Source organism: Verrucomicrobiia bacterium, from assembly GCA_035495615.1.
GTDB lineage: Bacteria > Omnitrophota > Omnitrophia > Omnitrophales > Aquincolibacteriaceae > DATJFP01.
Genome location: DATJFP010000078.1, coordinates 45,414 through 57,148, shown reverse-complemented (window position 1 = coordinate 57,148; position 11,735 = coordinate 45,414). Strand labels below are relative to the sequence as shown.

The 11,735-nt window shown below is 56.5% G+C and carries 18 protein-coding genes and 1 tRNA gene; 16 read left to right on the top strand and 3 right to left on the bottom strand.

The window, feature by feature from the left end:
- A partial coding sequence (locus VL688_10165) for a hypothetical protein (GenBank protein HTL48407.1) occupies window positions 1–213 on the top strand: 213 nt, incomplete at its 5' end.
- Between the two features lie 768 nt (window positions 214–981).
- Here the strand turns inward: VL688_10165 and VL688_10160 are convergent.
- Window positions 982–1,497: an SRPBCC family protein gene (locus VL688_10160; protein HTL48406.1), complete on the bottom strand. Its 516-nt coding sequence runs from the start codon at window positions 1,495–1,497 to the stop codon at window positions 982–984.
- 27 nt (window positions 1,498–1,524) lie between these two features.
- Window positions 1,525–1,926 (bottom strand): DUF4383 domain-containing protein, encoded by a 402-nt coding sequence (locus tag VL688_10155; GenBank protein HTL48405.1) that lies wholly within the window; start codon window positions 1,924–1,926, stop codon window positions 1,525–1,527.
- Between the two features lie 226 nt (window positions 1,927–2,152).
- Between VL688_10155 and VL688_10150 the strand changes: the two genes are divergently transcribed.
- Complete coding sequence (locus tag VL688_10150) at window positions 2,153–2,368, top strand: hypothetical protein (protein HTL48404.1); 216 nt, start codon at window positions 2,153–2,155, stop codon at window positions 2,366–2,368.
- Between the two features lie 28 nt (window positions 2,369–2,396).
- Entirely contained in the window at window positions 2,397–2,615 is a 219-nt protein-coding gene (locus VL688_10145) for a hypothetical protein (GenBank protein ID HTL48403.1), read from the top strand.
- 57 nt (window positions 2,616–2,672) lie between these two features.
- Here VL688_10145 and VL688_10140 read toward each other — a convergent pair whose 3' ends face one another.
- Window positions 2,673–3,350 (bottom strand): hypothetical protein, encoded by a 678-nt coding sequence (locus VL688_10140; GenBank protein HTL48402.1) that lies wholly within the window; start codon window positions 3,348–3,350, stop codon window positions 2,673–2,675.
- A 235-nt stretch (window positions 3,351–3,585) separates the two neighbouring features.
- Here VL688_10140 and VL688_10135 point away from each other — a divergent pair, with 235 nt between their 5' ends.
- The 13 genes from VL688_10135 (at window position 3,586) to rlmN (ending at window position 11,731) form a co-directional block, all read left to right on the top strand.
- Entirely contained in the window at window positions 3,586–3,756 is a 171-nt protein-coding gene (locus VL688_10135; GenBank protein ID HTL48401.1) for a hypothetical protein, read from the top strand.
- 50 nt (window positions 3,757–3,806) lie between these two features.
- Entirely contained in the window at window positions 3,807–4,121 is a 315-nt protein-coding gene (locus VL688_10130) for a hypothetical protein (protein ID HTL48400.1), read from the top strand.
- A 56-nt stretch (window positions 4,122–4,177) separates the two neighbouring features.
- Window positions 4,178–5,308, top strand: a complete 1,131-nt coding sequence (locus VL688_10125; protein ID HTL48399.1) for a Gfo/Idh/MocA family oxidoreductase — start codon at window positions 4,178–4,180, stop codon at window positions 5,306–5,308.
- Window positions 5,309–5,333: 25 nt separating this feature from the next.
- On the top strand, window positions 5,334–5,720 hold the full coding sequence (locus tag VL688_10120) for a hypothetical protein (GenBank protein HTL48398.1): 387 nt from the start codon (window positions 5,334–5,336) through the stop codon (window positions 5,718–5,720).
- Window positions 5,717–6,160, top strand: a complete 444-nt coding sequence (locus tag VL688_10115) for a hypothetical protein (GenBank protein ID HTL48397.1) — start codon at window positions 5,717–5,719, stop codon at window positions 6,158–6,160. The genes VL688_10120 and VL688_10115 overlap by 4 nt, the downstream gene beginning before the upstream one ends.
- Before the next feature lie 3 nt (window positions 6,161–6,163).
- The gene (locus VL688_10110; GenBank protein ID HTL48396.1) at window positions 6,164–6,637 is read left to right on the top strand and encodes a hypothetical protein; all 474 of its coding nucleotides are present in this window, start codon (window positions 6,164–6,166) and stop codon (window positions 6,635–6,637) included.
- A gap of 32 nt (window positions 6,638–6,669) precedes the next feature.
- Complete coding sequence (locus VL688_10105) at window positions 6,670–7,029, top strand: exosortase system-associated protein, TIGR04073 family (GenBank protein ID HTL48395.1); 360 nt, start codon at window positions 6,670–6,672, stop codon at window positions 7,027–7,029.
- A gap of 161 nt (window positions 7,030–7,190) precedes the next feature.
- Window positions 7,191–7,676: a tRNA adenosine(34) deaminase TadA gene (gene tadA / locus VL688_10100; GenBank protein ID HTL48394.1), complete on the top strand. Its 486-nt coding sequence runs from the start codon at window positions 7,191–7,193 to the stop codon at window positions 7,674–7,676.
- Window positions 7,677–7,695: 19 nt separating this feature from the next.
- Window positions 7,696–7,785: transfer RNA gene (locus VL688_10095), tRNA-Ser, on the top strand.
- Window positions 7,786–7,975: 190 nt separating this feature from the next.
- Window positions 7,976–8,908, top strand: coding sequence for an ABC transporter ATP-binding protein (locus VL688_10090; GenBank protein ID HTL48393.1), 933 nt, complete (start codon window positions 7,976–7,978; stop codon window positions 8,906–8,908).
- On the top strand, window positions 8,905–9,669 hold the full coding sequence (locus tag VL688_10085; protein HTL48392.1) for an ABC transporter permease: 765 nt from the start codon (window positions 8,905–8,907) through the stop codon (window positions 9,667–9,669). The genes VL688_10090 and VL688_10085 overlap by 4 nt, the downstream gene beginning before the upstream one ends.
- A gap of 11 nt (window positions 9,670–9,680) precedes the next feature.
- On the top strand, window positions 9,681–10,664 hold the full coding sequence (corA, locus tag VL688_10080) for a magnesium/cobalt transporter CorA (GenBank protein ID HTL48391.1): 984 nt from the start codon (window positions 9,681–9,683) through the stop codon (window positions 10,662–10,664).
- A complete protein-coding gene (gene rlmN, locus VL688_10075; GenBank protein ID HTL48390.1) occupies window positions 10,655–11,731 on the top strand; it encodes a 23S rRNA (adenine(2503)-C(2))-methyltransferase RlmN in 1,077 nt (358 codons plus the stop codon). The genes corA and rlmN overlap by 10 nt, the downstream gene beginning before the upstream one ends.
- Window positions 11,732–11,735: the final 4 nt, after the last annotated feature.

Genomic DNA, 11,735 nt, shown 5'->3' with positions numbered 1-11,735 from the left:
GAGGATGCCTTGGGTGCGGAAGTGCACGCTTACGCCGAAAAAAATCAGTTTGTCCTAAACAATCTTTGCGGCGATCGTATTACTTTGTTTTGGGTTGATGCCGACAACAAGGCACATTTCCTTGATGCGGCCGATTACGATCCGAATCCGCCAGAAGGAGCCATTTTGGTCCGCCGCGGTGATCGGCTTGTCCCCGCACTCGCGACAGTCTGACACCTTTTTGACACCGTCCTTTTAAGGGCGAGCAAAAATTATTGATTTAACCGTAGTAGCGGGAGTATTTTGCTTCAAAGTCACTTGTCCGCTTTAAAGGAGACTACGGATCAGAAGGTTCCAGGTTCGACTCCTGGCGGGCGCGTTCTAATAAGCGGCAGGCAATCTGCCGCTCTTTTTTTGTCCGCCAGGAGTTGAAGCGAGTGAGCGCCGGCCTTATGGCCGGAAAAGCGGTAAGCCGAAGGCCCGCGTCAGCGAGCGAGGTGAGGCGACGCAGGCTCGCCCCGCGAGCCGTAGTGGCCGACTCGTTTTTAGGGCGCGTTCTAATAAGCGGCAGGCAATCTGCCGCTCTTTTTTTGCCCGCCAGAGTCGAAGTGAACGAACTCCTATAAGGGAACCCCGTAATCTTTTTCTGGCTTCGCCCCGATGGCGAAAAAAAACCGTAAGTTTAAAATGTTCCAATTCGAAATAACGGGGCTAAAGAAAGGATGTCTTATGCTGAAAGAAAAACCCCACGATGAGCCCCTCAGATTCGAGAATCTGAAAAAGCTTATCCCCGCTCAGCGCAGAACTTTTTGTCCGGAAATCATGACGCCCCCGCGCAAAAGAATGCCGCCCACCCTCTGACAGGCCAGAACCTCACCGCTTATCGTCGTCGCCGTGACCGAAAAAATAAAATAGGGAAATTCTGCTGCGAATCCCTCTCGAGGTGCGGTTGCAGCTGTAAAGAGGAGTTCTGAAGGAAAGCCAATCTTGCAAATGCCGCGGCTAAGCTGCCATCTCTGCGTCCGGGCCGGCTTCGAGCATTCCTTTGAAGCGGTCGAGCGCGTCCTCGATCTCTTTTTCCGGGTCCTTCCGAAGAATTTTCGCCGCGAGTTTTCCCGCTTTTCCCGCCGGAGGATTGTATGCGAAAGTCACCAGCACTTCCGTGGTGCGGCTTTCGGGAACCGGCGTGAACTGCACCGAGCCTGCGTGTTCGATATCGGAACCATCGAGGGTCCGCCAGCTGATCAGTTTGTTCTCGATGTCATTGGTGATCTCGGCTGTCCACTCGACATCGCCGGCCGGCCCTTCCGTGCGCCAGCGCGACCTGCGGCGATCGAGCTCTTGCACCAGATTGAGATAGGGCATGAGGCCCGGGAGATGTTCCAGATCCCGCCAGTACGCATAAACTTCGGAAACGGGCCGGCGGATGACGACCGTTTTTTTGAGGATGTCGGAAAAATCCACGGGCACATTCGGGTCGCCCGGAGAATTTTTTTTTGAAGGGCGTTCGGAATCCATGACGCCTCCCTGCTTAGGGTTAGGCCGCTAGGCAGCCAGGGCTTCTTCGCGATAAGGCCGATGTTCTTTGCGGCGATGCTTACGGTTTCCGAAGCCCGCGATGAGGCAGGAGACGGAAATGGCCAGGTGAAGCCAGTTGTCGGCGGCATTGATATTCAGATAGGACACCACTGGCGCGATCCTCGCAAAACCGGCGATCGTGACAAGGCCGTAGACAACGCCGAAAATACGGCAAAAGGTCCGCGACGCACGCGGCCCCAGGCCCGAAGCAAAAACGGCGAAGACGCCGGAGATCACGTGGACCAGGTTGTGCGGCATATTGATCCCGAAGATCACCAGATTGTGGGCGTGTGTGCCTGTCACGGTGCCCGCGATGCCGACGAGAATAAAGGTAAGGCCCAAGATTCGAGTAAAGATGGTTGCGTTCATGAGATGCCTCCTGGGCAGATGCCCGCGACCATACTGGACCGCAACGCTTTCGCCTGCCATAGGGGACACGCTGAACATTCGATAGGGCTTTGCCAGCATCCCCCGAAACCAAATCAAGACGATCCCCGATAGCCGGTCTGCCCCGCGAGTGCTGGAATACCGGTGAGTTTCAACAACGTCGAACGAGAAAAACAGCGAGGGATGTATGACGAAATTAAGAACAGCCATGGCATTAGTATCGATCTGTTTATTTTCCGCGGGTTGCAGCGGCTGGTTTTGGGGCGGCACAGGAGCCGGGGCAGGCGGCACGGCGACAGCTTACGAGCTCCGCGCCAGGCAGCAATTGCAGCAAATCGAAGACGATTATAAAGCCGGCAAGATCGACCAGCGGGAGTATGAAATCCGCAAGGACCAGATCGAAAAAGGTTCCGTGGTCTATTAAGCCAGACATCCCCGGAAAGGCGGCAGTCATGAATTCGCATTTTCGCATTCCGGGCCAAACGGCCGCCGAAAAAAAAGGCGGCAAGCCCGAAGTCGAACCCGAAAAAGAACCGGCTCCGGCCCGCGAGCCCGCGCCACTGCGCCCCCCGGCACCTGCGCCCGCCCTGCCTCAGGAGCCGCCGAGCGTCGAACCTCCTTCGGAACCTCCGGCGTCTCCCTCCGAACCGCCTTCTGTCAGGCCGTTTTAAGCAAAAAAAACAGCCGCGGGAGAAATTCCCGCGGCTGTCGTTTGACCTTCCGCAGAATTATTTCAAAAGCGCCTCGATGGCGTCACGATGTGTCTTCCATGTTTCGGTCTTGTCGGTCTTGAGCTGATCCAGGTGCTGCTGCGCGCCGTCATGCCTGTCTTTCAGCTCTTTGATCTGGCCGTCGAGTTTGGCCTGCTCGGCCTGATCCGTGGTTTCGGCGCGCTTGGCTTCCAGCTTCTGCAGGCGTGCATTCATTTCCGCCAGACGCTGCCCCGTTTTCACTGCATAAGCGTCCCTTTCCGGAAGCACTTTGTCCGCGGCCTTGTCGAGATCCGAGCGAGCCGCTTTCAGGGCCTTGTCCACATCCGAGCGCTTATCGCGCCAGCTGTCACCCACGGCCGTCTGCAGGCGATTGTATTGCGATTCCGCCTCGGTTTCCATCCGGTCCAGGCCTGTCGAGATTTCTTCCCAGGATTCGCCTTCGAAATCATTTCTGGGGGAGCTCTTGAGCTCCTGGATGCCCTGCTTCAAGGCATTCAGGCGGTCGCCGGTCACGCGGACATAAGCGTCCCGGTTCACCTCGACGTCGGGCGTCAGCTTTTCCCATGCCTCGGCGGCTTTGTTCTGCAGGTTTGTAAGCACGCTTTGTTCCGCGCGGGCCGGCATAGAAACGAAGACCAGGCCCGTCAGGAGCGAAAGCACCGCCGCAAAAAAACAACGGTCATTTGTTTTCATGATAGCACCTCATTTTTAATTGTTATGAAAGCAGATGATCCTCCGCTTTCGAATGGCTGGCATCATAAAAAACCAGCTCGGCCCCGGCTATCGGGGAATTCCTTGTATCCTTATCCGGGCAAAAAACCGGGCCGCCTCCGTCAGACGACCCCTTAAAGAAAAAGGATCGTTTCCCCGATTATGCCTTTTTGCGATCGCGCTTATGCTGTCGGCGGAATCAGGAAAGGAGACTCTTATGCCAGGTAAAAAACATCTCAGGGGGGTCGGTTCCAAGGAACAGCGTCAATACGAGCACATTAAAAACAGCGCTAAAAAATCGGGCCGGTACGGCAAAAGAGCCGAGGAAGTGGCGGCGCGCACCGTCATGAAAAATCACTCGAAAAAGGGCCATCATAAAGGCAAATAGCACGCAAAGTTTTTAGCTTCATCTAAACTTTTACCGAAGGGAGATGCGGTATGGATCCCAAAAAAAAACGTAAAAATGAACAGGCCGGGGAGCCCCAGGATCGATCGGGGCGTGAGCAGCCTTATGAAGAGGATGCTTCCGCCGCCGCCGGCAAGGGGCGCATGGCGGACAATCCTCAGCTGTCTTCTGAGGCCGAGGATGAGTTCGAAGAGGATCTCGAAGAAGAAAAGGAAGCTCGCCGCCCGCGTGACACGAGCGAGACCGACGAAGAAGACGCCGAAGATTTCGATGATCCGCAACAGCAGCAAAAGCAGGGCGGATACCGTCCTGAGGATGAAAACCGCGAGCAGCGTAAAGCGGGATAACAGTTTACCGGCTCCGGCAGCAGCTGCCGGAGCCGGGTCTTAAGAAAGGGAAAAACATGGCCAAGCCGCGGAAAAAGAAGTCCCGGAAGATCCGGTATGCGGTCGTCGGGCTTGGTTACATTTCCCAGAATGCCGTGCTCCCCGCCTTCGAGCATGCGAGAAAAAACTCCGAGCTTGTCGCGCTTGTTTCCGACGATGCGGCCAAGCTCAAGAAACTCAGCCGGCAATACCGCAGCAAATACGTCCTGACCTACGACCTCTACGATTCCTATATGGCGAGCGGCGAGATCGACGCCGTTTATATCGCGCTTCCCAACAGCATGCACCGGGAATACACAGTGCGCGCCGCCAAGGCAGGCATCCACATTCTCTGCGAAAAGCCCATGGCCGTCACGTCCGCGGACTGCGAAGCCATGATCCGGGCCGCGGAGCAAAACCGGGTGAAGCTGATGATCGCTTACCGGCTTCACTTCGACAAGGCCAACATGGCCGCCGTCCAGATCGCGGAATCCGGAAAATTGGGCGATCTCCGCATGTTTAACTCCGTTTTTTCCATGCAGGTCAAGTCCGGCGACATCCGCCTCCAGAAAAAACTGGGCGGCGGGACGCTTTATGACATCGGGATCTATTGCATCAACGCCGCGCGCTATTTTTTCCGTTCGGAGCCCGTGGAGGTCACGGCCTTCAGCGCCAACAACGGCGAGAAACGCTTCGAGCAGGTCGACGAAATGACCTCCGCGATCCTGCGCTTCCCCAAACAGAAGCTGGCGGCCTTCGTGACCAGCTTCGGCGCGGCGGACACTTCTGATTACAGGCTGGTCGGCTCTAAAGGGCAGCTCATCATGGAAGGCGGATACGAATACGCGCAGCCGCGGCGCCAGCGCGTGATCGCCGGAAGCAAGACCTCCGAAAAAAAGTTTCCCATGAAGGACCAGTTCGGGCCGGAGCTGCTTTATTTTTCCGATTGCGTACTTCGCGACCGGCAGCCCGAGCCTTCCGGGTACGAAGGCCTGGCCGACGTTCGAATCATCGAAGCGTTGTACCGTTCCGCGGAGTCCGGATTGCCCGTGCGGCTGGAGATTCTGCCTCCGCCCGCGCGGCCGTCCAAAAAGCAGGCCATGGAGCTGCCGCCGGTCAAAAAGCCGGAACTGGTCCATGCCGCGTCGCCGCACAAAGAAGCCGCCTGATGCAAAAGAAAAAACGGAGGATCTCATGAGAACGCGATTTAAGAACGACAAGCTGCATGAAGTGGTGGACCTTTTGAATGAAGCCGCAAAGGAAAAGAAGGAAGAGCTTTACGGACTCATCGGCGAAAAATACGGGCAAATCGCGGAAGCGATCCAGGAAAAAGCCGAAAACGGCCTTCATGCCGTGGAGAGCGCCAAAAAGCAGCTCTTCAAGGCACTGCAGGACGAAGAAGAGAAGATTTTCGAAAGGGCCAAGGAAGTCGACAAGCAGGCACACGAAAATCCGTGGGCGTTTGTCGGCGCCGTCGCGTTCGTTTCCTTTCTTTTCGGCGTCAGGTTCGGACGCAAGGCCTCGGCGCCGCGGGTCCGCCAGCCGGCGATCCCTCAGGACAACAACGGGGACGAAAAGTGAAAAAGCCGCATCTTTCCAACCGCTTGATGGAGCTGGGCATCCTGGGCCTGGGAAACGTTTTCAAGGAATACCAGAAGGGAGCCGTCACCATGGCCCGGATTCAGGGCGCGATTTATTACCTGAAGGCCGTGCAAAGTGTGCGCAGCGGATTCATGACTTTGTTTTTCGTGCTGTTCGGGCTTCTCTTCTTTTTCGCGGGCATTGTCCTGCTTCACTTCGCGGCTTATTTTTTCCTGGCCGAAGGGCCGGGCCACCGGGCCTGGGCGCTTCTGGGGCTGGGCTTCGCGGAAAGCGCGGTTTCGGCCGGATTTGTGGGCTGGCTGCTCTCTTCCAAGCGCTGGGTGGATTTTGCCATGCACTGGAATCCCGGGATACGGAAGCTGCTGCAGACTGCGAGAAGCCGCGGGGCCAATGATCTGGGACTCGACATGGAGGATTAAGCAATGGCTCACGAAATGGTTTTGGGAACGGTGAACGAAGAAGACGTGATGCCGGCGGTGCGGGACCTGCTGGAAGCGGAATTTTTCATGCAGGACGTTTCCGTGATGGTCCTCGAAGGCTCGAGATCACCCGCGGCCGTGGGCGCTCCCGCGGGCCTTCTGGGAGAAGCCTTCGGACTCTTCGAGGGAATCGAGACTTTTTTCCTGCCCGGGCTGGGGCCTCTCAGGGCGGACGGGGACTTGCTCGCTCTCTTTCTCGAGGCGCCGACGCAGGCCGCGGAAAAAGGATTTGCCGCGATCCTCTCGATCTGGGGAGTGTCTGAAGAAGAAGGCGCGCGGTTTGAGAAAAAAATCCAGGAAGGTCAGATTCTGGTCGCCGTCAAAGTGGAAAATGAACAAAGGCGCAGCGACGCAGGCGAAATTTTCCGCAGGTATGGCGGTTCGAAAGGTTCGTTCGGAGAAACTTTTGCGGCGTAATATCGCATTGAATCAGAAAAGGAGATTAGATTATGAAGAATGTATGGCGAATGACGGCTCTCATGCTTTTGTTGTCGGCAACCCCCGCCTTTGCGGATTTGACGGTCGGTGAATACAAATGGTCGGACAAGCTGAACCGCGGCCTTTTAAACATTATTTCTTCGCCGGTCGAAATCGCGAGGACGGTCAATGTCACCAGCAATAAAGAAGGCAAGGCCTATGGCTGGACCGTGGGGCTTCTCGGCGGCTTCGGACGCACGATTCTCCGCCTCGGCGCCGGCATCATCGACACCGTGACCTGTCCCTTTGATTTCCCCAAGGACGACAAAGGTCCGCTCATCAAGCCCGAATACGCTTGGCAGGAATGGGCCGGCAACACGACAACGGTGTAATTTCAAAACGGCGGAACCCTACCCTCCGCCCGGGTTTTTCGCATCAAAGCCGCGGGGCATTGCGCCCCGCGGCTTTTTTTGCCTAAGCGGCCGCGCGGCCAAAACAACCATAGAAAAGCCCGGGGAAAACCAGTAGAATAACCGTCCTTTACGGACAAGCGATGCAGGACATCTCCCACGAACATTTTATGCGCGAAGCGCTCAAGCAGGCCGTGAAGGCCTTTGACGCGGGAGAAATCCCGGTCGGCGCTGTGGTCGTTTTTGAAAACCGGATCATCGCGAGGGCCCATAACCAGATGGAAACCCTTCACGATCCGACGGCGCATGCCGAAATGATCGCCCTGACCCAGGCCTCGGAAGCCTTGTCTCAAGACAAGAAAGACCACCGGGGTTCCCTTGAAAAGGCGGTCCTGTACGCGACTTTGGAGCCGTGCGCCATGTGCGCGGGCGCGCTGGTCGTGACCAAGTGTTCCCAGCTTGTCTATGGTTCGCAGGATGCGCGGGCCGGATGCTGCGGCAGCCTGTACAACGTGGTGCAGGACGATCGTTTGAACCACCGCCTGAAGGTTGTTCCGGGAATCCTGGCGGAGGAATCGCGGTCTCTGCTCCAGGCGTTTTTCAAGGCCCTGCGCAAAGATCGCCGGTAATCGTCGAATTCATGATTCAGGAGAGGTCGCATAGCCTGGTCTAGTGCGCTCGCTTGGAAAGCGAGTAAACCGCAAGGTTTCGCGAGTTCGAATCTCGCCCTCTCCGCCACTTTTTTGGTCAAAAAGTGACGGCACCGTCGAGGCCCACGGATGGCCTCGGACGGTGACCGCCATTTTCCGTTGGGAAAATGACGGCGCGATCGGGACCAAAGAAGGCCTCATCCGGCGGCCGCCACAACCGTGAGGCGATCAATCGCCAGAACCCATAACCCAACCGTACGACGTCTCCCCAAAATTACATGACACAGCCAGCCATTGCGATTAAATCGCTGACCAAATATTACAAGGACCTGAAGGCGCTGAATGATGTTTCCCTCGAAGTCCGGGAGGGGGATTTTTTCGGGTTCCTCGGGCCGAACGGCGCGGGGAAGACGACGACGATCAGCGTCATGACCGGCCTTGCGAATTTCAACGGGGGCTCCGTCAAGATTTTTGGCCATGATGTCATCGCCGAATACCGGAAGACGCGCGCGCTCGTCGGATTCGTCCCGCAGGAATTCAATTTCGATCCGTATCTTTCCGTCGAAAATATCCTGGTGTTTGTGGCCGGATATTTCGGGATTCCCCGGCGCCAGGCGCTTGTCCGGGCGCACGAACTCCTGGAGCTTTTCGAGCTGACCGCCAAGCGCAAGGTGGATTACAAAAAGCTGTCAGGCGGCATGAAGCGGCGCCTCCTGATCGCGCGGGCCCTGATGCACCGGCCCAAGATCCTGATTCTGGACGAACCCACGGCCGGCGTGGACCTCGAGCTGCGCCACCAGCTCTGGGGATTTCTGAAGAGGCTGAACCAGGAAGGCGTGACGCTTTTCCTGACCACGCACTACATCGAAGAAGCCGAGAGGCTTTGCCGGCATATCGGCGTCATCCACGAGGGCAGCATCGTGGCCATGGACGCGACCGGGGATTTGATCCGCAGAATCAGCGGAGACCTGGTGGAACTTTATTTGAAAGACAGCCCCGCGCGCCTTGCCCCAAAGCTTGCGGAGCTTTCGGTGATTGCCGATGCCGAGGCCAAGATGCTGCGGTTCGAAGAGGTCGGTGACCGCGTGACGCGCGTCCTGAAAATCCTCCATGACGCGGGACTGGAAGTCGAGAAAATCGACATCCGGCACCCGACCCTTGAAGACGCCTTTCTCAGGCTGACGGAAAAAAAGGAGAAAAACCACGCATGAAAGCCCTTACCGGTTTCTGGACGCTGGTGTGGCGCGAAATTTACCGCTTCCTGTCGGTCATCAGCCAGACGGTAATTCCGCCGCTTGTTTCCAGCTTCCTCTTCATCCTGATTTTCGGATGCTCGCTCGGCTCCCAGATCCAGCAGGTGAAGGGTGTCTCTTATCTGGAGTTCCTGATTCCCGGACTTGTGATGATGCATGTCATCGAAGGTTCCTACACGAACACGTCGAGCTCTCTTTTTATTTCGCGATGGGCGAATTACATCGAGGAGCTGCTTGTCACGCCGCTTTCATATTTCGAGATGGTCCTGGCCATTCTGCTCGGCGGCCTCGTGCGCAGCGCGGTGACGGCCGCCGGCGTCTACGCCGTTTCGCTTTTTTTTGTCCGGTTTCCAGTCGTGCATCCGGTCGCGGTGCTTTTTTTTCTCGTCCTGGTGTCGCTCATTTTCTCCGCGGCGGGTATGGTGGTCGCGCTTTTTGCCGAAGAATGGGAGCACTTGACCATTGCCACCACGTTTGTCATCACTCCGCTGGTTTTCCTGGGCGGGGTCTTCCATTCGTCGGACATGGTTCCGCCGGCCCTGCGCGCGTTCACGGTGTGGAACCCCATGTTTTACATGATCAACGGCATGCGTTACAGCATGCTCGGGACTTCCGACGTGCCCGCGGGGTTGTGCGCCGGCATTGTGCTGGTCATTTTCTTCGCGCTTTTCGCTTACACGGTTTACCTTTTTCGCACCGGGTTCAAGCTGCGCAAATAAGGAGTCCCCCGATGATCAATACGTATCTCTACAAAAAAAGCGCCGAATTAAAAACGAATCTCTCGCGCACGGATATGTTCAATGCGCTGAAGAGCCCGGATTGCGTCCTTTGGGTGGATCTGGAAAGCCCGAACGACTTCGAAATCGAATGCCTGATCGAGCTTTTCAATTTCCATCCCCTGGCGATCGAAGACTGCATCAACGACCGGTCCGAGCCCAAGCTGGACGACTACGACGAATACTTGTTTCTGGTGGCCAGCAGCCTGAGCATTTCTCATGACCGGGAAAAAGACGTCGAAAAGCTTGCCGCCCTTGAGCTCAACATTTTCTTCGGAAAAAACTATGTCGTCACGTTCCACAAAGTGCCGATCGCAGCCGTTGCCCAGATCCGGGCTGCTGTCGAAAAAAAACACGAGCGGTTTCTCGGGCAAGGCTCCGACATGCTGGTCCATGCCCTTCTCGACCGCCTCGTCGACGATTACCAGCCCAGCCTGGACTACTATGACGTGAAGATCGACAAGGTCGAGGACGCGGCTTTTGGAGATGCGCCCGAACGCTTTATCTCGACGGTTCTCCAGCTTAAGCGCGATCTTTTTTTTCTTCGAAGGATGATCGCTCCCCAGCGCGAACTCCTGAGCCATTTGACGCGCAGCAGTTCGCCCTATATCAAGCAAGAACACATGATTTATTTCCGCGATGTCTATGATCACCTCGTGAGCATCTATCAGTTCGCGGAAGGGCATCATGAAATGCTCTCCAACCTGCTTCAAGCCTATTTTTCCTATTCTTCCCACAAATTAAACGAAATCATCAAGCACATGACCGTTATGGCTACGCTGACCATGCCCGCGGTACTCATCGCGAGCATCTACGGCATGAATTTCAAGCATATCCCCGAGCTCGATTGGGCGTATGGTTATCATTATGCTATCGGGCTTTCGATCGTGGTGTCGGTTGGCATGCTGGTATGGATGAAGTGGCGAAAATGGATTTAGCCGCAGGCAAGGCCGCTCCTCAACCTTCGTCCCTCTATGGCATGGACATCGAAGAAGCCGAGGCCTTTGCCGTGCAGCATCATGCGCCCGCCTACCGCGGCCGCCAGATCCTGGAATGGATTTATCAGAAAAATATCCGGGAGATCGCCGAAGCCAAGACGCTTCCGAAAGACCTGCGCGAAAGCATCGGACGCGAGGTGCCGGTTTCGACTCTGAAAGTCAGCGAGGTCAAAAAATCTTCGAACGCCGAATCCACGAAATTTCTTTTCTCGACGCATGACGGACGGCTGCTGGAAACGGTCCTGATCTCGCAGTCCGACCGCGAGACCGTGTGCGTTTCGACGCAGCTGGGATGCAAGGTCGGCTGCAGCTTCTGTGCGAGCGGCAAGGGAAAGTTCGGCCGGAACCTGACCGCGGGGGAAATCGTCGAGCAGGTGGCCGCGGTGTCGCGTGAGACGGGAAGGAAAATCACGAACATCGTCTTCATGGGCATGGGCGAGCCGCTGGACAATTTCGACGCGACCATGAAGGCCCTCAAAATCCTGCAGGCCCCGTGGGGATTTGCCCTGGGCTCGCGCCGTATTACCGTTTCGACTTCCGGCATCACGCCCCGGATCGTCCAGTTCGTGGAAAAAAACGAAGGCCGCGTGCGTCTGTCGGTTTCGCTGCATTCGAGTAACGAGGCCACGCGCACGGAACTCGTTCCTATCAACAAACGCTACACGCTGAAAGAGCTCGTCGAGACGCTGGGCAAAATCAACCGCGATCTCAAAAGGGACATCACCTTCGAGTTCACGCTGATCGACGGCGTCAACGATTCGCCGGAAGAAGCCAGGGGCGTGGTGAAAATCGCCAAGCCGCTGAACGCCAAGGTCAACATCATTCCCTACAATCCGATCCGCGAGATGGAATACAAAACGCCTTCCAAGCAAAAGCTGGATGCCTTCGTCGCCATCCTCGAACGCGGGGGACTCCGCGTTATCGTCCGCCAGACGGCGGGAAGAGACATCAACGCCGCATGCGGCCAGCTTCGGTTGGACCGGGAACAAGAGAAAAAGGCGGGATGATTCC

Excerpts from the sequence above, each read along its gene's own strand:
- VL688_10150 (HTL48404.1), top strand. The coding sequence starts at position 2,153 with ATGGCATTAGTATCGATCTGTTTATTTTCCGCGGGTTGCAGCGGCTGG.
- VL688_10120 (HTL48398.1), top strand. The coding sequence starts at position 5,334 with ATGAGAACGCGATTTAAGAACGACAAGCTGCATGAAGTGGTGGACCTT.
- VL688_10110 (HTL48396.1), top strand. The coding sequence starts at position 6,164 with ATGGCTCACGAAATGGTTTTGGGAACGGTGAACGAAGAAGACGTGATG.
- VL688_10105 (HTL48395.1), top strand. The coding sequence starts at position 6,670 with ATGAAGAATGTATGGCGAATGACGGCTCTCATGCTTTTGTTGTCGGCA.
- VL688_10140 (HTL48402.1), bottom strand. The coding sequence starts at position 3,350 with ATGAAAACAAATGACCGTTGTTTTTTTGCGGCGGTGCTTTCGCTCCTG.
- VL688_10090 (HTL48393.1), top strand. The coding sequence starts at position 7,976 with ATGACACAGCCAGCCATTGCGATTAAATCGCTGACCAAATATTACAAG.
- VL688_10135 (HTL48401.1), top strand. The coding sequence starts at position 3,586 with ATGCCAGGTAAAAAACATCTCAGGGGGGTCGGTTCCAAGGAACAGCGT.
- tadA (HTL48394.1), top strand. The coding sequence starts at position 7,191 with ATGCAGGACATCTCCCACGAACATTTTATGCGCGAAGCGCTCAAGCAG.
- VL688_10125 (HTL48399.1), top strand. The coding sequence starts at position 4,178 with ATGGCCAAGCCGCGGAAAAAGAAGTCCCGGAAGATCCGGTATGCGGTC.
- VL688_10160 (HTL48406.1), bottom strand. The coding sequence starts at position 1,497 with ATGGATTCCGAACGCCCTTCAAAAAAAAATTCTCCGGGCGACCCGAAT.
- VL688_10085 (HTL48392.1), top strand. The coding sequence starts at position 8,905 with ATGAAAGCCCTTACCGGTTTCTGGACGCTGGTGTGGCGCGAAATTTAC.
- VL688_10155 (HTL48405.1), bottom strand. The coding sequence starts at position 1,926 with ATGAACGCAACCATCTTTACTCGAATCTTGGGCCTTACCTTTATTCTC.
- corA (HTL48391.1), top strand. The coding sequence starts at position 9,681 with ATGATCAATACGTATCTCTACAAAAAAAGCGCCGAATTAAAAACGAAT.
- VL688_10130 (HTL48400.1), top strand. The coding sequence starts at position 3,807 with ATGGATCCCAAAAAAAAACGTAAAAATGAACAGGCCGGGGAGCCCCAG.
- VL688_10145 (HTL48403.1), top strand. The coding sequence starts at position 2,397 with ATGAATTCGCATTTTCGCATTCCGGGCCAAACGGCCGCCGAAAAAAAA.
- rlmN (HTL48390.1), top strand. The coding sequence starts at position 10,655 with ATGGATTTAGCCGCAGGCAAGGCCGCTCCTCAACCTTCGTCCCTCTAT.